We start from the raw sequence: 17,653 nt of genomic DNA on the forward strand, positions 1-17,653 counted from the left end.
CCATCGCAGGCAAGCCAGCTCCCACACCTAGATTCGTGAATACATTCAAGTGTGGGAGCTGGCTTGCCTGCGATGAAGTCGACTCAGTCCCAAGCCCTACATCGGCTTAGCCACCATCAAATAGAAAATCACCATAAACGCCAAAAACGCCGGCCAGCCCAGGCCAAACCACCAGCGCATATAGGTCGTCGCCTTGATCGGCATCGCCGTGCCGTCGCGCAACGCCTGCTCCGCCATCTTGTGCACACGAATCTGCAACCACACCACCGGCAACCAGCAAACCCCAGCCAGGCAATACAGGCCGACGGTCCATTGCAGCCAGCTCTGCTGCATCGACCAACCCGCCAAGTGCATCAAGCCAACCCCGCTTAAGGGCTGGAACACCGCCGTGGTTGCGGTAAACGCCCAGTCAGCGAACACCAGGTGCTTGAACGTCACGGCGATGACTTCAACGTTGCCGCTGCGCCAGGCGCGCAAGGCATAGTAAGCCGAGCCCGCGCCCAACCCGAATAGAATGGTCGAGGAAAGGATATGCAGGGTTTTCAGCAGCAGGTACGCGCTCATCGACGAGGCTCATTCAAAAAAGGTTCAGTCCAAAGAAGCCATACAGTCGCCACCATCAGCACCAGGTTCTTGGCGACGGCGGCATAAGGGTCAAACCAGTAATGGGGCAGAACAAAGCTGATAAACACGGTGTAACCGGCCATCAGCAGCAGTTGCAGGGTCAGGGCCTGCCTGCGCCAGCGCTTCACCAGCAAGCCCAGGCCCAGCAGGGCATCGCAGGCCGAACCGCCGATAACAGCGAGTGTCGCCCAAGTGCCTTGCACGCCCGCCTCGGCCATGATGCGCAGGCCCCAGTCGTAACCCGGGCCAAGGCAGACCGCTGCGGTGCCCAGCCAGATCAGCACCATCACCGCCAGCATCAGAGGGCGGACAGTGCGCTGGCTGCTGATGGCCGCGTTCGGCCAATCCTGCAGGCGCGAGGCCAGCGGCGCGGCGGTATAGCCGCAGACCGAGGCCAGCACCTCGGGGTCGGCCACATTGTCCTGTTGCGCCAGGGCGATACTTTGTCGGTTCAAAACCTGCCAGCCCAGGCGATCACCCAACCAACCGCCCAACCTCAGCAGCGGCACTTGCACGTAGCGGCCCGCCTCCCAGCCTTGAGCCGCGCGCAGGTGGTCAACGACCTGCGACAGCCGCATCGGCTCGGGCCCCACCAACGGCAGCACCATTGATTCAGCAGGCCACTGGCGCAGCAGGGCCATTACCGCACCGACCAGATCGTCGATATGCACGGGCTGCACCTGGGCCTTGAGGTCGAGCAGCGGAATCAGCGGCCAAGGCGAAAGCCCGGCCAGCCACGCACTGCTGGTGCCGCCCGCGCCCACCACCAATGAAGGCCGAAGCACCACAGCGGTTATGCCCAGACTGAGCAGATAATCATCCGCCAAGCCTTTGCTGGCCAGGAACGGCAGGTCGGATTGCGCCGCAGCGCCCAAGGCGGAAATCTGCAACACCCGCACGCCACGCTGAGCGGCCAGATCAAACAGCACGCGAGTGCCCTGATCCTGCACCCGGCTCAACTCAGCCACATCCACGCTGAGCAGGCCCGCCGCATTGATCAATAAATCAACAGATTCAGGAAAGACAAAGTGCTCGGGGTCGACAGCCAGGCGGCCCAGGTCCAGCGAACGCCACTCAACCCCCGGCCAACTCTGGTGTTGAGGCGTTCGAGAGGTCGCGATCACGCAGTGCCCGGCGTGCTGCAAGGCGCGCAACAGATGGCGGCCCACAAACCCTGTGGCGCCGACCAGAAGGACGTTCATGAAGCCCCTTTAGACCGGCTTGGCGCCCATCAACCCGGCAATCGCCACAAACCCCACCAGGCTGACCACGGCCAGCGCCAGGGTGAAATTCAGGCTGCCACCGACGCCCAGGCGCAGGCGGTTAAGCCGTGCCACCAGCCAGAACCAGGCCAGCGCCGCCACGGTGTAGAGGATGCTGGAACCCAGAATCCAGGTTTGCCCCAGCGGCCAGCCGATCAAATGCGCCAGCCACCAGCCGGTGAATGGCATGCTGACCATGCAAACCCCCATCAGCAGCCACACAAATGCCCACGGGCGTTGCACGGTAACCGCCGGGCCGGCACTGCGCTTGCGCCAGGCCAGTACCGCCAGGCCCAGGCCACAGAGCAACAGCAACACAGTGGCGGTGATGTGGATAACTTTTAGGGTGGTCAGCGTTTCCATGGTCTTGATTCCTTATAGGCCGCTCAGTCAGCGTAGTCGCTCAACCGAGGAACAGCTGGTAGGCCGGGTTTTCGCTTTCATCCCAGTACGGGTAGCCGATTTGCGCCAATGCGGCCGGCACCAAATGGCGCTCGTCCGCCGGCACTTGCAAGCCGGCGACCACACGGCCGTCGGCCGCGCCGTGGTTGCGATAGTGGAACATCGAGATGTTCCAGCGCCCGCCCAATTTGTTAAGAAAGTTGAACAGCGCGCCCGGGCGTTCCGGGAATTCGAAACGCAATACCAGCTCGTCGCTCACTTTCGCCGCGTGCCCACCGACCATATGACGAATGTGCAACTTGGCCAGTTCGTTCTCGGTCAGGTCCAGCACCGGGAAACCCTGGCTGGTGAGGCTGGCGATCAACGCGCTGCGCGGGTCGTTTTCCGGGTGAGTCTGCACGCCAACGAAGATGTGCGCCTCGCGGCCGGAGTGGTAGCGGTAGTTGAATTCGGTGATCTGGCGCTTGCCCACGGCCTCGCAGAAGGCCTTGAAGCTGCCCGGCTGCTCGGGGATGGTCACGGCGATGATAGCTTCGCGGCCTTCACCCAGCTCGGCGCGCTCGGCCACATGGCGCAGGCGGTCGAAGTTGACGTTGGCACCGGAGTCGATGGCCACCAGGGTTTGCCCGGTGATGCCTCGGGTCTCGACATACTTCTTGATCCCCGCCACACCCAATGCGCCCGCCGGCTCGGTGATGGAGCGGGTGTCGTCGTAGATGTCCTTGATCGCCGCGCAGATTTCATCGGTGCTGACGGTGATCACTTCGTCCACATAGTCTTTGCAGATGTCGAACGTGTGCTGGCCGATCTGCGCCACCGCCACGCCGTCGGCAAAGATACCGACGGTCGGCAATACCACGCGCTCACCGGCAGCCATGGCGGCTTGCAGGCAGTTGGAGTCGTCCGGCTCGACGCCGATGATCTTGATCTCCGGGCGCAGGTATTTCACGTACGCCGCAATACCGGCAATCAGCCCGCCGCCGCCCACTGGTACGAAAATCGCGTCCAGCGGCCCCGGGTGCTGGCGCAGAATTTCCATCGCCACGGTGCCCTGCCCGGCAATGGTGTGCGGATCATCATAGGGGTGAATGTAAACGTAGCCTTTTTCGTCGACCAGTTTCAGCGAGTAGGCCAGGGCTTCCGGGAAGGAATCACCGTGCAGCACCACTTTGCCGCCACGCGAACGCACGCCTTCGACCTTGATCTCCGGGGTGGTCTTGGGCATCACGATAGTGGCCTTGACCCCCAACACCTTGGCCGCCAGGGCCAGGCCTTGGGCGTGGTTGCCGGCAGACGCGGTGACCACGCCGCGCGCGCGTTCTTCAGCGCTCAGTTGGGTCAGCTTGTTGTAGGCGCCCCGAATCTTGAACGAGAACACCGGCTGCAAGTCTTCACGCTTGAGCCAGACCTTGTTGCCCAGCCGCTCGGAGAGCTGGCGCGCGGTCTGCAAGGGGGTTTCTACGGCAACGTCGTAAACGCGCGAGGTGAGGATCTTTTTGACGTACTGTTCAAGCATCGGAAAGCATCACTGGGCGGGTTGGGCAGGGCCAAGGAGTCTAACCCAGCGTTTAGCCGGGCGACCACACGAATCCCGAGGTTTTGTTGGGTTATACTCGCCGCCCTCGATAATTCCCCGCCCGTTCCGGAGCCCGCATGACCCAGGATCAACTCAAACAGGCAGTGGCCCAGGCCGCCGTCGATTTAATCCTTCCTAAACTCGACGACAAAAGCATCGTCGGCGTCGGCACCGGCTCCACCGCCAACTGCTTTATCGATGCGCTGGCCCTGCACAAGGGCGCGTTTGACGGCGCCGTGGCCAGCTCCGAAGCCACCGCCGCGCGCCTCAAGGGCCATGGCATTCCGGTGTACGAGCTCAATACCGTGAGCGACCTGGAGTTCTACGTCGACGGCGCCGATGAAAGCGACGAGCACCTGAACCTGATCAAAGGCGGCGGCGCAGCCCTGACCCGCGAGAAGATCGTCGCGGCCGTGGCCAAGACCTTTATCTGCATCGCCGACGCCAGCAAGCTGGTGCCGGTACTCGGCGCGTTCCCGCTGCCGGTGGAAGTGATCCCGATGGCCCGCAGCCACGTGGCCCGCGAGCTGGTGAAACTGGGCGGCGACCCGGTGTACCGCGAAGGCGTGTTGACCGATAACGGCAACATCATCATCGACGTGTTCAACCTGCAGATCACCAACCCGGTGGAGCTGGAAACCCAGATCAATGCGATCGTCGGTGTGGTGACTAACGGTTTGTTCGCCGCGCGCCCGGCTGATGTGTTGCTGCTGGGCACCTCTGAAGGCGTGAAAACCCTCAAGGCCTAAAGCTCACCGCCTGGCTTTGTGTGGGAGCTGCGGTGCGACGATTCGACTTGCCTGCGATAGCATCGCCTCGGTTTAACTGACACACCGAGCCGTTCGCATCGCAGGCAAGTCGAATCGTCGCACCGCAGTTCCCACATTTGATTCCATTGTCCGAAAGATCCATGTAACAAAAACGCTACTTTTCGCAGCATCACCCTCCAAAATCGTGCGCCAAGTCACGACATCTCACACCTCAATCAGTATCAAATCCGTTACAAATTACAGCCAAGCGACCCACGCGTTTAACAATGCGCCACTTCGCAGTCGCCCACGGAATGAGGCGCGCATTGTGCAATGGGTCTGGGCTTGAACATCCCCATCACCTCAAGGACGACCTTGTGATAAAGCCCTTAGCCCTCGCGATCAGCGTTGTCGGCACGCTGCTGTCGACACACACCCAGGCCTACGATTACGGCCAACATGCCAACACCACCCTGGAAAAGCTGATCAACGACTACCCCGGCCGGTATCGCGGCACCGCCAATTTCGCCGGCGCCGCGGATTGGATGCAAAGCCAGATGGGTTCGGCCTACAGCCTTAGTCGCCAGAATTTCACCTGGAACAACGGCAGTCGCGCCTCGCAAAACGTGGTGGCCTACGCCGCCGGCACCAAACCGCAGTACGTGGTGATTGGCGCGCATTTCGATACCTACTTCGGCCGCCCGGCCCTGCAAGGCCTGGACGACAATGGCTCCGGCGCCAGCGTGCTGACCGAGGTGGAGAAGAACCTCGGCGGCTTGCAGTTGGAAAACGGCCTGCAAATCGTCGGCTTCGGCGCCGAAGAAGAAGGCCTACGCGGCTCCAAGGCCTTCGTCGACTCACTCAGCGCCAGCCAGCGCGCGAACATGCTGGCGATGATCAACCTCGACAGCCTGATCACCGGCGACATGATGTACGCCCACGCCGGCCAGAACAGCACCGCCAACCCCGCGCTGGCCTCATTGCGCGAACACGCCTTGCAGATCGCCAAGGAGCTGAACATCCCGCTGTTCACCAACCCGGGCCTGGACCCGCAATACCCCAAGGGCACCGGTTGCTGCAGCGATGGCGAACCGTTCGAACCGCTGAAAATTCCGATTCTGTACATAGAAGCCACCAACTGGGAGCTGGGCGACCTGGACGGATACACCCAGACCAACAACCCGAAAATCCCCGGCGGCTCCACCTGGCACGACCCGGCCGAGGACAACAAAGCCGTACTCACCGACGCCTTCGGCCAGGCGCGTATCGACCAGCGCCTGCGCGACTATTCGCGCCTGCTCAGCCGCCTGGTGCTGGAGCTGACCAACGCCGACCTGATGGCCTCGACCGCCTCCGGCGGCGCCGTTGCGCGCAATATGCAGGACAACCTGCAGCGCCAGCACCAAGCCATGGTGCGCCTGCATGATCGCCGTTGGCTAACCTTGCAAGCGGCCAGCCGCGAGGTGGGAAGCTTCGATGGCGAAATCGGTGTGGACGGCGAATACAACCCGGACAGCGGCTTCGACAGCCCACTCAACCCCGAGGCGCGGCGCCTGGGCGTGCATGCGCTGGGCGATTACCAACTCACCTCCAACCTGAACATCGGCGCCAGCCTGAGCTACCTCAATGGTCGCGACAAACTTGAGCACCGCGGCAAACTGGACAGCGACACCTGGCAGGCTGCGGCCTACGCCTTGCTCAATGGCGGCGGCCCAAGCTGGCTGGCCGGCGACCTGAGCGTCGGCCATACGCGCTTCGACGCCAAGCGCAACCTGCTGATCCAGGCCAATGGCGGCCCGATCCTGCTCAACCAGCGACTGAGCGGCAACACTGACGCCCTGTCCTTGGGCGCGCGGGTGCTTGGCGGCTATGATTTCGATTTCGGCGCGATCAAGAGCGGGCCGTTTGCCGGCCTGGATTACAGCCATTACCGCATCGATAAATTCCACGAGAAACAGAACCTGCGCACCGCGCTTGAGTACGAAGAACAAGCCTTCGATTCCCTGGAAGCCAGCCTCGGTTGGCGCGTGCGCGGCGCAGTCGCCCTGCCCTATGGCTTGAGCCTGCTGCCTTACGGCGATATCGCCTGGGTCAAGGAGCTGGCAGATGGGCGCCTGGATGACCTCGACCTGACCGCCCACGCCGACGGCCAGGCGCGCACCGCCAAACTGGGTTCAGTGGATAAAAGCTTTGGCCGCGCGCAAATCGGCAGCCAACTGGCGATCACCCCGCAGTTGGGCGTTTACGCCGAGGTGAACAGCCGCCTTGGGCATGCCGAAGGCAGCCAGACCGGCTATTCGCTGGGTGTGCAGTGGATGTTTTGATCAGGGCTTTTTGAACACGTAAAACAGGTTAGGCTCGCTGACCAGGTACAAGCTGCCGTCATCGTCCATGGCGATACCTTCGGCCTGGGGCACACGTTTTTGCAGACCATGGCGCCCGTTGAGCAGAGAAAGGCTGCTTAACGGGCGACCGTCGATGTCCAACTCCAGCACCAAAAACGACTCATCCGACAGCGCCAGCAAATGCCCGCTGCGCTCGTTGTATTGCAAGCTCGACAGGTCGCGCACAAACAGCCCGGCATCACGCTTAGGGTTGTTGATCACGTGCACCGAGTAGGTTTTTTCCGGCTTGAAATGCGGGAAACCGTGGACCTCGTAGATCAGCATCGGGTCGCGCTCCTTGGCCACGAACAGGCGTTTACCTACCGAGTCATACGCCAGGCCCTCGAAACCCTTGTTACCGCCGATGTGCACACCCAAGGTCATCTGCTCTGCGTCGGCAGCATCAAGGAACTGGGTGTCGTCATTCACATGCACCTTGATCAGCCGCTGCTGGGCTTCATCGCTGATGACGTAGATGTTGTCGCTGATGAACTCCACCGCCTCGGCATCGCCAAAGCCCACCAGCGCAATGCGCCGCAAGATCTTGCCGTCCAGGGACAGCTCGACCAGCTCGGCGTTTTTGTTGGTGACGGTAAACAGGCTTTTTCGCACCGGGTCGTAAGTGAGTGCCGAGACGTCATCGTCGAGGCCTTCGATCACTTTGGCTTCCAGGCTGACACGGTAATCGGCCAGGCCGATGGAGCGCTCATTGGCGGGCTGGCCCCACGCCTGCCAGTTGAACCACGCGCGTTCGAACAAGCGAAATTGCTGTGCGACCACCGCGCCGGTGACCAAGGCGATCAGCAACACCAAAAAAAACGCGGGTTTGGGGCGGGTAAGTCGGCGCATCAGGCAAGCTCAACGTCAAAAAGTGGCGAATGAATATCACGCCTGTCTGAATTTAAACTTAAACGCAGCCGACTGCCTGGCGAATGACGCTCCTAGCGCTGTATCCGACGTAATCGTCAGTTATTTCTGTTTCTCGAAGCGATAAAACAGGTTCGGCTCACTGACCATGTACAACGTGCCGCTCTCATCCATGGTCACGCCTTCCGCACGCGGGATGGTGTGCTTGAGGCCGTTGAAGCCACCGAGCAGGGTCATGAAGCTCACTTGCTCGCCCTTTGCATCCAGCTCCAGCAACAGGTGGGAGTCGGCCGACAGCACCAGCAAGTGCCCGGTGCGCGGGTCGACATCCAGGGCCGAAAGGTTGCGCATGTCCAACTCGGTGCTGGCGACTTTTTGCTTGTCGCCTGTCAGCGTGGCGCCATCGCTTTTCCAGGTAAACAGCGCAGGTGGGCGCTCTTCGCCGAGTACGATTTGCTGGTTGCGCTTGTCCCAGGCGATGCCTTCAAACGCTTTGTTCTGGTCCTTGGACGGGCCGAGGTCGTAGGTCTTGAAGTCAGCGATGTTCAGTTGTTGAGTGCCGGCATCGACTGTCACCACGGTGAGCGTGTGCATGCGCTCATCGACAATGGCCATCAAGCCATTCTCCATCACCGTCAGGCCTTCCGGGTTATTCCAGCCATTGAGCGGCATTTTGCGCAGCACGTCGCCTTGCAGGCTCAACTCAACCAGGAACGGGTTTTTGCCCATCACAGAAAACAGGGTTTTGGTCTGCGGGTTGTAGGCCAGGTCCGAAGCCTCGTCCTTCTCCATGCCGGGCAGCAACTTGCCGTCGATGACCGCGTGATAGTCCGGCAGCCACACACTGGCTTGTTGTTCGGCCGGCGTCTCAAAGCGCTCCGCCACCCACAGCGCACCACGATCGTCCCAGTGCATGAGCCAGGCAACGCCATACACAATCGCCCCGGCGAGGAACAGCCAGGAATACCAGCGCAGGGCAAAACGTGAACGGGGCTTGGGTGCAGCGGTGGGCAAGGTCACGGCCATTGAGCGCTTTTCCGGAAAGTCAGCGTTAGGTGATAGCACAGGATCAACAGGCCTGCGCGCAGGAGGCTGGAATTATCCGGATGGTGTGTGAAAAAAATGCAAAAGCCTGGGATTCTGAGGATGTACTCAATCGAATGTGGGAGCTGGCTTGCCTGCGATAGCATCACCTCAGTATCACTGATACACCGAGGTGTCCGCATCGCAGGCAAGCCAGCTCCCACATTTGAACTGCATCCAGCCTTTAGCGAACGCTGCTTTCGAAGCGGCTCACGCCCGCCAACTCCAGCACCAACTCATCCCCCACATTCAACGGCCCCACACCCGCCGGGGTGCCGGTGAGGATCACGTCGCCGGCCTGCAGCGAGAAGCAGCCGGCCATGTGCTGGATCATCGGGATGATCGGGTTGAGCATCTGCGCGCTGTTGCCGTCCTGGCGCACTTGGCCGTTGATGGTCAGGCGGATGCCGATGTCGGTCACGTCCGCAAAGGTGCTACTCACCACAAACGGGGCAATCACAGCGGCGCCGTCGAACGACTTGGCGATTTCCCACGGCAGGCCTTTGGCTTTCAGCTCGGCCTGCTTGTCGCGCAGGGTCAGGTCCAGGGCCGGGGCGAAGCCGGAGATGGCGTCCAGCACTTCTTCACGGCTGGGTTTGGTCGACAAGGGCTTGCCGATCAACACCGCGATTTCCGCTTCGTAATGCACCGAACCGCGCTCGGTAGGGATGGTGAAGCCGCCTTCCAGTGCGACCACGCAGCTGCCCGGTTTGATGAACAGCAGCGGCTCGGTCGGCACCGGGTTGTCCAGTTCCTTGGCATGTTCGGCGTAGTTACGCCCGATGCACACCACTTTACCCAGGGGAAAGTGGATGTTGGTGCCGTCGACATACTTGTGCTGGTAGCTCATGGAACGACTCCTTCAGGGGCGATTAAACAGCGAAGATCTTGCCAGGGTTCATGATGCCGTTAGGGTCGAACACCGCCTTCACTGCCTTCATGTATTCGATTTCAACCGGTGAGCGGCTGTAGGTCAGGTAATCGCGTTTGGTCATGCCTACGCCGTGCTCGGCGGAGATCGAGCCGTTGTACTTCTGAACGGTTTCGAACACCCACTTGTTGACGGTGGCGCATTTGGCGAAGAACTCGTCCTTGCTCAGGTTTTCCGGCTTGAGGATGTTCAGGTGCAGGTTGCCGTCGCCGATGTGGCCGAACCAGACAATTTCGAAGTCCGGGTAGTGTTCGCCGACGATCGCGTCGATTTCCTTCAAGAACGCCGGCACTTTGGAGACAGTGACCGAAATATCGTTCTTGTATGGGGTCCAGTGGGAAATGGTCTCGGAGATGTACTCGCGCAGTTTCCACAGGTTGTGCAGCTGGGTTTCGCTTTGGCTCATCACGCCGTCCAGCACCCAGCCCTGCTCGACGCAGTGCTCGAAGGTTTCCAGGGCGTGGTTGGCAACTTCTTCGGTGGTGGCCTCGAACTCCAGCAGCGCGTAGAACGGGCAGTCGGTTTCGAACGGCGCGGGTACGTCGCCACGGCCCATGACTTTGGCCAGGGCTTTGTCGGAGAAGAATTCGAAGGCGGTCAGGTCCAGCTTGCTCTGGAACGCATGCAGCACCGGCATGATCGAGTCGAAATCAGTGGTGCCGAGCACCATGGCGGTGAGGTTTTTCGGCGCACGGTCCAGGCGCATGGTGGCTTCCACCACGAAACCCAGGGTGCCTTCGGCGCCGATAAACAGCTGGCGCATGTCGTAGCCGGTGGCGTTCTTGATCAGGTCGCGGTTCAGTTCCAGCACATCACCTTTGCCGGTGACCACTTTCATGCCGGCCACCCAATTGCGGGTCATGCCGTAGCGAATCACCTTGATCCCGCCGGCATTGGTACCGATATTGCCGCCAATCTGGCTCGAACCCGACGAAGCGAAGTCCACCGGGTAGTACAGGCCTTTCTCTTCGGCGACGTTCTGCAATTGCTTGGTGACCACGCCCGGCTGGCACACGGCGGTGCGGTCGGTGAGGTTCACGCCGAGAATCTGGTTCATGTAGTCGAACGACACGACCACTTCGCCATTCGCCGCCACAGCAGCAGCCGACAGACCGGTGCGGCCACCCGACGGCACCAGTGCCACCTTGTGTTCATTGGCCCAACGCACGATGGCTTGCACCTGTTCGGTGGTCTTGGGGAACACGATGGCGCTAGGCGCGGGCGCGAAGTGCTTGGTCCAATCCTTGCCGTAAGCCTCCAGGGAGTCTGCATCGGTCAGCACTTTGCCAGGCTCAACCAGGGTCTTCAGCTCATCAATCAGGGCAGGATGGGTCATCGACAGAACTCTCGAACAATTCATGGTCATCCTGAGAACGCTTCACGTCGCAGGAATAGGTGTTTAGCGGGGCGCGTATGCTAGCATACCGCCCCCGCAGGACAGAGCCCAAGGGCGTTCTGCGGTGACGGCTTTCCTGCCGTCCGGGTCAGCTCTTGTGCACTGATTCAAGGCACTAACTGCTCGATTCCCTGCCATTTTTCTCCGGGATACAGGTTTACGCAGATGAGCAAGACTTCTCTCGATAAGAGCAAGATCAAGTTCCTTCTTCTGGAAGGCGTCCACCCATCGGCTGTCGACGTACTGAAAGCCGCTGGGTACTCCAGCATTGAGTACATCACCAGTTCTCTGCCGGAAGCCCAGTTAAAGGAAAAGATCGCCGACGCGCACTTTATCGGCATTCGCTCCCGCACTCAGCTGACCGAAGAGATCTTCGACCACGCCAAGAAACTCGTGGCTGTCGGCTGTTTCTGCATCGGCACCAACCAGGTCGACCTTAACGCTGCACGTGAGCGCGGTATCGCGGTGTTCAACGCACCGTACTCCAACACCCGTTCCGTTGCTGAACTGGTGCTGGCCGAGGCCATCCTGCTGTTGCGCGGTATCCCAGAGAAAAACGCTTCCTGCCACCGTGGCGGCTGGATCAAAAGCGCGGCCAACTCTTTCGAAATCCGCGGCAAGAAGCTGGGTATCGTCGGTTACGGCTCGATCGGCACTCAACTGTCGGTGCTGGCCGAAGGCTTAGGCATGCAGGTGTTCTTCTACGACACCCTGACCAAGCTGCCATTGGGTAACGCCACTCAGGTGTCGAGCCTGACCGAGCTGCTGGGCATGTCCGACATCGTCACCCTGCACGTTCCGGAAACCGCTGAGACCCAGTGGATGATCGGCGAGAAGGAAATCCGCGCCATCAAGAAAGGCGGCATCCTGATCAACGCTGCACGTGGCACCGTGGTTGAGCTGGACGCCCTGGCCGACGCGATCAAGGACAAGCACCTGATCGGCGCCGCGATCGACGTGTTCCCGGTGGAGCCACGCTCCAACGACGACATCTTCGAAAGCCCGCTGCGTGGCCTGGACAACGTGATCCTGACTCCACACATCGGCGGTTCCACCGCTGAAGCCCAAGCCAACATCGGCCTGGAAGTGTCGGAAAAACTGGTCAAGTACAGCGACAACGGTACGTCGGTGTCTTCCGTCAACTTCCCGGAAGTGGCGCTGCCGGCTCACCCTGGCAAGCACCGCCTGCTGCACATCCACCAGAACATCCCTGGCGTGATGATGGAGATCAACAAGGTCTTCGCGGAAAACGGCATCAACATCTCCGGTCAGTTCCTGCAGACCAACGAGAAGGTCGGCTACGTGGTGATCGACGTCGACGCCGAGTACTCGGACCTGGCGCAAGAGAAGCTGCAGCACATCAACGGCACGATTCGTAGCCGCGTATTGTTCTAAGGCTTTAAACGCTGCATAAAAAATGGGAGGCCCGCAGGGGTCTCCCATTTTTTTGTCTGAACAAATCTTACTTAACGTTAACCGTGATCACCTTCGAGGCTACAGTAGGGTTGAACTGCATGTGCAGTTTGTCGCCAGCTACCAGTTGCAGTGTGTGCTTGCCTGGGGTGAGGGTCAGCTGGGTTTCGGTCTGGGCCTTGCCGTAGTGGATCACGGTGTCGGTGGCCGGGATCGGCACGCTGGCGTCCGGCAGCTCTTTCTGGTCAATCAGCAGGTGGTGGTGGCCGGTGCCTGGGTCCTGGCTGGTCGCCGGGGCCAGCTGCAGGCCTTCCATGCCGAATTTGACGGTGAAGGTTTTATCGACGGTGGCGCCGTCTTTTGGCGACACGATAAACACTTTGGCACCTTCAGGTGGCGCACTGCGCGGAATACCGTCAGCCGCAGTAGCCAGCATCGAAGCACCCAGCAACAGGCTGGCCAGGGTGGCACGGGACAAAAAGGCTTTCATTCGCTTCTCCAGTTTTTCTATGAAATCTGTAGGGTTATGACAACTTCGCGACAAATTGCTGTCCAAGGCACTGAACACCATAGCAAAGCGATGCTGATCGGCGCCTCGCACAGACGAATTCTTTAGGAGCGACCATGCGCTTTTCGCCTGGCCTTGTACTTTTACTGCCCCTTCTGAGCCCATTGGCTCACGCCGAATTGATCGATGATGTGTTTGATCGCGGCGAACTGCGCATCGCCCTGGAGGCCAACACGCCGCCATTCAACTTCAAGGACGGCGACAAGCTCACCGGTTTTGAAGTGGAACTGGGCGAGCAACTGGCGAAGGAAATGGACGTGCGCCCCTCGTTTATCACCACCGATGACACTGACCTGCTGCCGGGCGTGGAAACCGGCAAGTACGACGTGGCCATCAACCATATCGCTATGACTGCCGAGCTGAAGGATCGTTTCGATTTCAGTGAGCCTTATCGGGAAAAGCCTGAGCTGGTTATTCCGTTCCAGAAGGGCAACCCGGCGTTCAAAAGCAGCTTGGACAAGGCATTACAGCACGTGAAGGCCGATGGTCGACTGAAGGCGCTGGCGCAGAAGTGGTTTGAGAACGATACGAAGGCCGAATAAATACTCGGTCAATGTGGGAGCTGGCTTGCCTGCGATAGCGACGGGTCAGCACCTAATGTGTGACTGACACACCGCTATCGCAGGCAAGCCAGCTCCCACATTTTTGATCTATATAAGGCTTGAGAGATGCCGTGCCGCTTCGGACAGCTCCAGCTCACTGAACACCAACACCCCGTGACGCTTGAGCAACGCCGCCGTCACCCCTTCACCGCTCACCTTTACACCAGTGAACGTGCCGTCATAAGTCAACAGGTTGCCGCAGGAAGGGCTATTGGCCTTGAGAATGGCGATGCGGATGTCATGGCGCTGCACCAGCGCCAACGCCTGGCGGGCGCCATCGAGAAAGGCGGCGCTGAAGTCTTCGCCCTCTGCGGTCAGCACCTGAGCGCGGCCTTCCCACACATCAATGCCCTGCCCGCCCGGTATCTCGGCGGAGGGACGCGGCGTGGGCAAACCGCCCGACACTTCCGGGCAGATGGCAACCACGCGGCCTTCAGCCTGCCACGCCGCCAATTGATCAAATGGGCCACTGGCTCCGCCGTCGTAGCGCACCTTGTGCCCGAGCAGGCAGCGGCTGATCAGAATCTTTTGCATGGTTAAAAAGGCTCGTTACCCCGGCGGCGAAACCAGCCGGTCAGGGACAGGCGTTCGCGCGTGGCGGGCAGGACTTCGTGGGGCACCTCCCCGGACAGGAACACCACCAGGCTGCCGCCGGTGGGCACCACGTCATGTTCGACGCCGCCCTTGAGGTACATGCGCAACTGGCCGCCATGCTCGGGCAGCCAGGCATCGTTCAAATACACCACGGCCGAGACCATGCGCCGGTCATCGTCGCGAAAACGGTCCACGTGCTTGAGGTAAAACGCCCCCGGCGGGTACATCGCGAAATGGCTTTCGAAGTCTTCCAGGCCCAGAAACAGGCCGCGATTCATCGCCTGGCGCAGGCTGTCCATCACGCCCATGTAGGTCTCGCAGACTGCGGCATCCCCCTCTTCCAGCCACTGGATATGGTCACCGCGAATCCCCTCGCGAATCTCCTGGGCCGGGCCGCGTCCTACGGCTGCAGGCGCCAATTCACCCTCTGCCGCACGTTTACGGCACTCAGCCGCCAGTTCCAGGGTCAGAGCCTGGGGCAGGAAGCCGTTCTGCTGCGACCAACCTTTTTCGGCCAGGTCGTCGACGATGCGTTGCAGCAGGGGATGATCAAGGGGTATTTGCATGGCGCGCATAGTATCCATACGCCTGTGAATCCGACAGAGCCGCCGAGCGTCTGAATACACTTTAGTCAGGTGACCGATAGGATTTCTCGACAAATCCTACGCCCGACACGGACAATAGTGGCCGACTGACAGGAGTCCATATGCGTCGTTTGTTTTTTTCCATGCTGATGTTCTGCGTTTTGCCCGCGTGGGCAGACGGCCATGACCAGTTGTACAAGGTCGCCGGCTGGGCCGAACAACGTGCGCATTTCAATGACGCCCTCAGTGCCGCCCAGCAACGCTACCGCAATAGCCTGCCGCCGGCGGTGTACCAGGCGCTGGTGGACAACAGCAATAAACGCTTTGCCGCCCAAGCCGTGGACCAACGCGCCGAAGCGCAATTGCGTAAGAACCTCACGGACCCGAAACCGGCCCTGGCGTTTTTCCAATCGCCGTTGGGCCGCAAGATTGTCGCCGCCGAGTTGCTGGCTACGCGCCGCGACCAACTTGCAAAAAACTCAAAGGGCCTGCCGCACATCGAAGCCGACGCCACCCGCAGCCTGATCATCGGCCACCTGGCCCAGGCGCTGCCCGCCCGTGAAGCCGGCGCGGAAGTCAGCTTGGCGATTGCCGGTGTGGCGGCCGATAGCCTAAGCCAGATGATCCCGGGCCTGTTGGGCGGTGGTCAGGCTCAAGGCATGTTGAATGGCCAGCGTGAGCGGCTGATGCAGCAGATTGGCAATGACCTGAACAACACGTTGCTGTACGTCTATCGGGATTTGTCTGACCCGGAGCTGGAAGAATTCGCCACGTTTGCGGAGTCGCCGGAGGGTCGGACGTATTACAAAGCGGCGCTTGCAGCCATTCGCGCAGGCTTGGCGGTCGGCCAAAGCACCTCAAGCCTGGCGCCGTAATCATTGTGGGAGCTGGCTTGCCTGCGATAGCGGTGGATCAGTCACAAATAAGCTGCTGACCCACCGTTATCGCAGGCAAGCCAGCTCCCACATTTAGTCCGTATTACTTCAGATGGTCGGTGAGGTACTTGAAGTATTCCTCACGAATCTGCGCAATCTCATTCGCCAAGTGATGCCTGCCACGCGGGATCATTAACACCTCAGGCTGATCAAACTTGCCCCGCAGCACCTGCAAGTTGTGCTGCCAATCCACCGTCATGTCTTCCTCACCCTGCACAATCACCGGCCGCCGCGGGCTGCGCGGGGCGGCTTCGATGCGTTTGATCCAGCGCGCCAGTGCGCCAACCCAGGCGGTGGGCAACTGGCGCGGCTGCAGCGGGTCAGCTTCCAGGAACGGCTTGAACTTAGGGTCGTTGGTGTTCTCGCTGAACCGACGGGCGATGCCTTTGACGAAGGGCCGCAGCAGGTAATAGCTGACCTGCGACCACCCCCACGCACGCGGGCGCACCAAGGGTGACAGCAGGAAGGTCTTGCCCTGCGCCGGGCTGTCGGCGCCGTGATGGAGCAAATGGTCCACCACCACCGCGCCGCCCGTGCTTTGCCCGAACAGGTGCCAAGGCTGTGGCAGTTGCAGCGCCTTGGCTTGGGCGAACAGCGCCTGCACCACGTCCTGATACACCGCAAAATCGTCGATGCTGGCACGTGCGCCGCTCGACAGGCCATGGCCCGGCAAATCGCAGCCGATGACCACGAAGCCTTGGTCCAGCGCCCAGTCCACCACGTTGCGGTACAGACCCATATGGTCGTAGAAGCCGTGAAACATGAACATTGTCGCCACAGGCACAGGCGGCCACCACACTTGGGCGACAACCTCAAAGCCGTCCACCTCAAAACACCCCAGGCGGCTCACCGCCGGTACTTTGCGCGCGGCGAGGTCCAGCCCGTAGAAGCGCTGGTAGACCCGCGCCTCGGCGCTGAGCGGTTGCGCGTCCACAAGTGGCCGCAAGCTTTCACGCAGATGATCGGGGTCAAAGCTGACAGGCATAAAAGGTTCCAGACTTGCGGTGAAGATGAATATCGAGCTGCGATATTCATCTGTCCGGGCAAGCATGGCAAGCTACGCGACCTGTGAGGATAGTTCTGAATGCGACAGCCCTACCGTTCCGCCTTGTTCGCCAGCCTGACCCTGATCATCTGCGCCGGCGTGCTGTGGGCGGCGTATGACTGGTTCCAGGGTCGCTACTTGCGCGCATTCAGCGAACACACGGCCGTCTTCTCCGGCGATGCCCTGCGCCTGCCCGCCGAACTCTCAGGCCCCGGCCCGATCCGCCTGGTGCACTTCTGGGACCCGGCCTGCCCGTGCAACGTCGGCAACCAACAGCACCTGGGCGAGTTGATCGAGCAGTACGCGCCCCAAGGCGTCGAGTTCTACGCCCTGCAAAAAGCCGGCAGCCACGGCCAGTTGCCCGACAACCTGCGCAAGATGAAAACCCTCAACGCCTTGCCCGGCGCCGATCAGGTACCGGCCACGCCTGCCGTGGGTATTTGGGATCGCACGGGCAAGCTCGCGTATTTCGGGCCCTATAGCGAAGGGCTCACGTGTAATTCCAGCAACAGTTTCATTGAGCCGATCCTGCAAGCCCTTGAGGCCGGACGCGAAGTAGACGCCACCCACACCCTGGCAGTGGGCTGCTATTGCGCGTGGAGCAAGGCGTCAAACTGAACACAGGCTGTTCAACTGGC

Annotated in this window: 18 protein-coding genes; 6 read left to right on the forward strand and 12 right to left on the reverse strand. The window is 60.7% G+C overall.

The window, feature by feature from the left end; translation table 11 throughout:
- Nucleotides 1-96: 96 nt before the first annotated feature.
- Genes KZH41_RS29540 through ilvA form a run of 4 tightly spaced genes read right to left on the reverse strand, consistent with a single transcriptional unit; the run spans nucleotide 97 to nucleotide 3,804 of the window.
- Nucleotides 97-564: a DUF2269 family protein gene (locus KZH41_RS29540; protein ID WP_094949206.1), complete on the reverse strand. Its 468-nt coding sequence runs from the start codon at nucleotides 562-564 to the stop codon at nucleotides 97-99.
- Nucleotides 561-1,826, reverse strand: coding sequence for an SDR family oxidoreductase (locus tag KZH41_RS29545; protein WP_094949207.1), 1,266 nt, complete (start codon nucleotides 1,824-1,826; stop codon nucleotides 561-563). Before KZH41_RS29545 ends, KZH41_RS29540 begins: the two co-directional genes overlap by 4 nt.
- 9 nt (nucleotides 1,827-1,835) lie before the next feature.
- Nucleotides 1,836-2,249, reverse strand: a complete 414-nt coding sequence (locus KZH41_RS29550; RefSeq protein ID WP_094949208.1) for a DUF2269 family protein — start codon at nucleotides 2,247-2,249, stop codon at nucleotides 1,836-1,838.
- A gap of 40 nt (nucleotides 2,250-2,289) precedes the next feature.
- Nucleotides 2,290-3,804, reverse strand: coding sequence for a threonine ammonia-lyase, biosynthetic (gene ilvA / locus KZH41_RS29555; protein ID WP_094949209.1), 1,515 nt, complete (start codon nucleotides 3,802-3,804; stop codon nucleotides 2,290-2,292).
- Between the two features lie 137 nt (nucleotides 3,805-3,941).
- On the opposite strand from ilvA, the gene rpiA reads away from it, so the two are divergent.
- Nucleotides 3,942-4,613 carry a ribose-5-phosphate isomerase RpiA gene (gene rpiA, locus KZH41_RS29560; protein ID WP_094949210.1) on the forward strand — a complete coding sequence of 224 codons (672 nt, stop codon included), beginning with the start codon at nucleotides 3,942-3,944 and terminating at the stop codon, nucleotides 4,611-4,613.
- 377 nt (nucleotides 4,614-4,990) lie between these two features.
- On the forward strand, nucleotides 4,991-6,937 hold the full coding sequence (locus tag KZH41_RS29565; protein ID WP_263274158.1) for an autotransporter domain-containing protein: 1,947 nt from the start codon (nucleotides 4,991-4,993) through the stop codon (nucleotides 6,935-6,937).
- Here the strand turns inward: KZH41_RS29565 and KZH41_RS29570 are convergent, their stop codons facing one another.
- The 4 genes from KZH41_RS29570 to KZH41_RS29585 all read right to left on the reverse strand — a co-directional run bounded on the left by KZH41_RS29570 (nucleotide 6,938) and on the right by KZH41_RS29585 (nucleotide 11,214).
- Nucleotides 6,938-7,846: an SdiA-regulated domain-containing protein gene (locus KZH41_RS29570; protein WP_094949212.1), complete on the reverse strand. Its 909-nt coding sequence runs from the start codon at nucleotides 7,844-7,846 to the stop codon at nucleotides 6,938-6,940. It abuts the gene before it with no gap.
- 120 nt (nucleotides 7,847-7,966) lie between these two features.
- Nucleotides 7,967-8,890: an SdiA-regulated domain-containing protein gene (locus KZH41_RS29575; protein ID WP_094949213.1), complete on the reverse strand. Its 924-nt coding sequence runs from the start codon at nucleotides 8,888-8,890 to the stop codon at nucleotides 7,967-7,969.
- A 241-nt stretch (nucleotides 8,891-9,131) separates the two neighbouring features.
- Nucleotides 9,132-9,797 (reverse strand): fumarylacetoacetate hydrolase family protein, encoded by a 666-nt coding sequence (locus KZH41_RS29580; protein ID WP_094949215.1) that lies wholly within the window; start codon nucleotides 9,795-9,797, stop codon nucleotides 9,132-9,134.
- 22 nt (nucleotides 9,798-9,819) lie between these two features.
- A complete protein-coding gene (locus tag KZH41_RS29585) occupies nucleotides 9,820-11,214 on the reverse strand; it encodes an FAD-binding oxidoreductase (RefSeq protein WP_094949216.1) in 1,395 nt (464 codons plus the stop codon).
- A 225-nt stretch (nucleotides 11,215-11,439) separates the two neighbouring features.
- On the opposite strand from KZH41_RS29585, the gene serA reads away from it, so the two are divergent.
- Nucleotides 11,440-12,669 carry a phosphoglycerate dehydrogenase gene (gene serA, locus KZH41_RS29590; protein ID WP_010167810.1) on the forward strand — a complete coding sequence of 410 codons (1,230 nt, stop codon included), beginning with the start codon at nucleotides 11,440-11,442 and terminating at the stop codon, nucleotides 12,667-12,669.
- A gap of 67 nt (nucleotides 12,670-12,736) precedes the next feature.
- Here the strand turns inward: serA and KZH41_RS29595 are convergent, their stop codons facing one another.
- Nucleotides 12,737-13,177, reverse strand: a complete 441-nt coding sequence (locus KZH41_RS29595) for a DUF4399 domain-containing protein (protein WP_094949217.1) — start codon at nucleotides 13,175-13,177, stop codon at nucleotides 12,737-12,739.
- Nucleotides 13,178-13,311: 134 nt separating this feature from the next.
- Here KZH41_RS29595 and KZH41_RS29600 point away from each other — a divergent pair, with 134 nt between their 5' ends.
- Nucleotides 13,312-13,797 carry a transporter substrate-binding domain-containing protein gene (locus KZH41_RS29600; protein WP_094949218.1) on the forward strand — a complete coding sequence of 162 codons (486 nt, stop codon included), beginning with the start codon at nucleotides 13,312-13,314 and terminating at the stop codon, nucleotides 13,795-13,797.
- A gap of 108 nt (nucleotides 13,798-13,905) precedes the next feature.
- Here the strand turns inward: KZH41_RS29600 and KZH41_RS29605 are convergent, their stop codons facing one another.
- Nucleotides 13,906-14,391, reverse strand: coding sequence for a DUF523 domain-containing protein (locus tag KZH41_RS29605; RefSeq protein ID WP_094949219.1), 486 nt, complete (start codon nucleotides 14,389-14,391; stop codon nucleotides 13,906-13,908).
- A gap of 2 nt (nucleotides 14,392-14,393) precedes the next feature.
- Nucleotides 14,394-15,026 (reverse strand): 2OG-Fe(II) oxygenase, encoded by a 633-nt coding sequence (locus KZH41_RS29610; RefSeq protein WP_094949220.1) that lies wholly within the window; start codon nucleotides 15,024-15,026, stop codon nucleotides 14,394-14,396.
- Nucleotides 15,027-15,157: 131 nt separating this feature from the next.
- Here KZH41_RS29610 and KZH41_RS29615 point away from each other — a divergent pair, with 131 nt between their 5' ends.
- Nucleotides 15,158-15,910: a DUF2059 domain-containing protein gene (locus tag KZH41_RS29615; protein WP_094949221.1), complete on the forward strand. Its 753-nt coding sequence runs from the start codon at nucleotides 15,158-15,160 to the stop codon at nucleotides 15,908-15,910.
- Between the two features lie 103 nt (nucleotides 15,911-16,013).
- Here the strand turns inward: KZH41_RS29615 and KZH41_RS29620 are convergent, their stop codons facing one another.
- Nucleotides 16,014-16,955, reverse strand: coding sequence for an alpha/beta hydrolase (locus KZH41_RS29620; RefSeq protein ID WP_094949222.1), 942 nt, complete (start codon nucleotides 16,953-16,955; stop codon nucleotides 16,014-16,016).
- 99 nt (nucleotides 16,956-17,054) lie between these two features.
- On the opposite strand from KZH41_RS29620, the gene KZH41_RS29625 reads away from it, so the two are divergent.
- The gene (locus KZH41_RS29625; RefSeq protein ID WP_094949223.1) at nucleotides 17,055-17,633 is read left to right on the forward strand and encodes a DUF6436 domain-containing protein; all 579 of its coding nucleotides are present in this window, start codon (nucleotides 17,055-17,057) and stop codon (nucleotides 17,631-17,633) included.
- Nucleotides 17,634-17,653 lie beyond the last annotated feature (20 nt).

Source organism: Pseudomonas sp. YeP6b (assembly GCF_025642995.1).
GTDB lineage: Bacteria > Pseudomonadota > Gammaproteobacteria > Pseudomonadales > Pseudomonadaceae > Aquipseudomonas.

Bases quoted from the DNA above. Each gene is read 5' to 3' on its own strand.
- KZH41_RS29540 (WP_094949206.1), bottom strand. From the start codon at position 564: ATGAGCGCGTACCTGCTGCTGAAAACCCTGCATATCCTTTCCTCGACC.
- KZH41_RS29545 (WP_094949207.1), bottom strand. From the start codon at position 1,826: ATGAACGTCCTTCTGGTCGGCGCCACAGGGTTTGTGGGCCGCCATCTG.
- KZH41_RS29550 (WP_094949208.1), bottom strand. From the start codon at position 2,249: ATGGAAACGCTGACCACCCTAAAAGTTATCCACATCACCGCCACTGTG.
- ilvA (WP_094949209.1), bottom strand. From the start codon at position 3,804: ATGCTTGAACAGTACGTCAAAAAGATCCTCACCTCGCGCGTTTACGAC.
- rpiA (WP_094949210.1), top strand. From the start codon at position 3,942: ATGACCCAGGATCAACTCAAACAGGCAGTGGCCCAGGCCGCCGTCGAT.
- KZH41_RS29570 (WP_094949212.1), bottom strand. From the start codon at position 7,846: ATGCGCCGACTTACCCGCCCCAAACCCGCGTTTTTTTTGGTGTTGCTG.
- KZH41_RS29575 (WP_094949213.1), bottom strand. From the start codon at position 8,890: ATGGCCGTGACCTTGCCCACCGCTGCACCCAAGCCCCGTTCACGTTTT.
- KZH41_RS29580 (WP_094949215.1), bottom strand. From the start codon at position 9,797: ATGAGCTACCAGCACAAGTATGTCGACGGCACCAACATCCACTTTCCC.
- KZH41_RS29585 (WP_094949216.1), bottom strand. From the start codon at position 11,214: ATGACCCATCCTGCCCTGATTGATGAGCTGAAGACCCTGGTTGAGCCT.
- serA (WP_010167810.1), top strand. From the start codon at position 11,440: ATGAGCAAGACTTCTCTCGATAAGAGCAAGATCAAGTTCCTTCTTCTG.
- KZH41_RS29595 (WP_094949217.1), bottom strand. From the start codon at position 13,177: ATGAAAGCCTTTTTGTCCCGTGCCACCCTGGCCAGCCTGTTGCTGGGT.
- KZH41_RS29600 (WP_094949218.1), top strand. From the start codon at position 13,312: ATGCGCTTTTCGCCTGGCCTTGTACTTTTACTGCCCCTTCTGAGCCCA.
- KZH41_RS29605 (WP_094949219.1), bottom strand. From the start codon at position 14,391: ATGCAAAAGATTCTGATCAGCCGCTGCCTGCTCGGGCACAAGGTGCGC.
- KZH41_RS29610 (WP_094949220.1), bottom strand. From the start codon at position 15,026: ATGCGCGCCATGCAAATACCCCTTGATCATCCCCTGCTGCAACGCATC.
- KZH41_RS29615 (WP_094949221.1), top strand. From the start codon at position 15,158: ATGCGTCGTTTGTTTTTTTCCATGCTGATGTTCTGCGTTTTGCCCGCG.
- KZH41_RS29620 (WP_094949222.1), bottom strand. From the start codon at position 16,955: ATGCCTGTCAGCTTTGACCCCGATCATCTGCGTGAAAGCTTGCGGCCA.
- KZH41_RS29625 (WP_094949223.1), top strand. From the start codon at position 17,055: ATGCGACAGCCCTACCGTTCCGCCTTGTTCGCCAGCCTGACCCTGATC.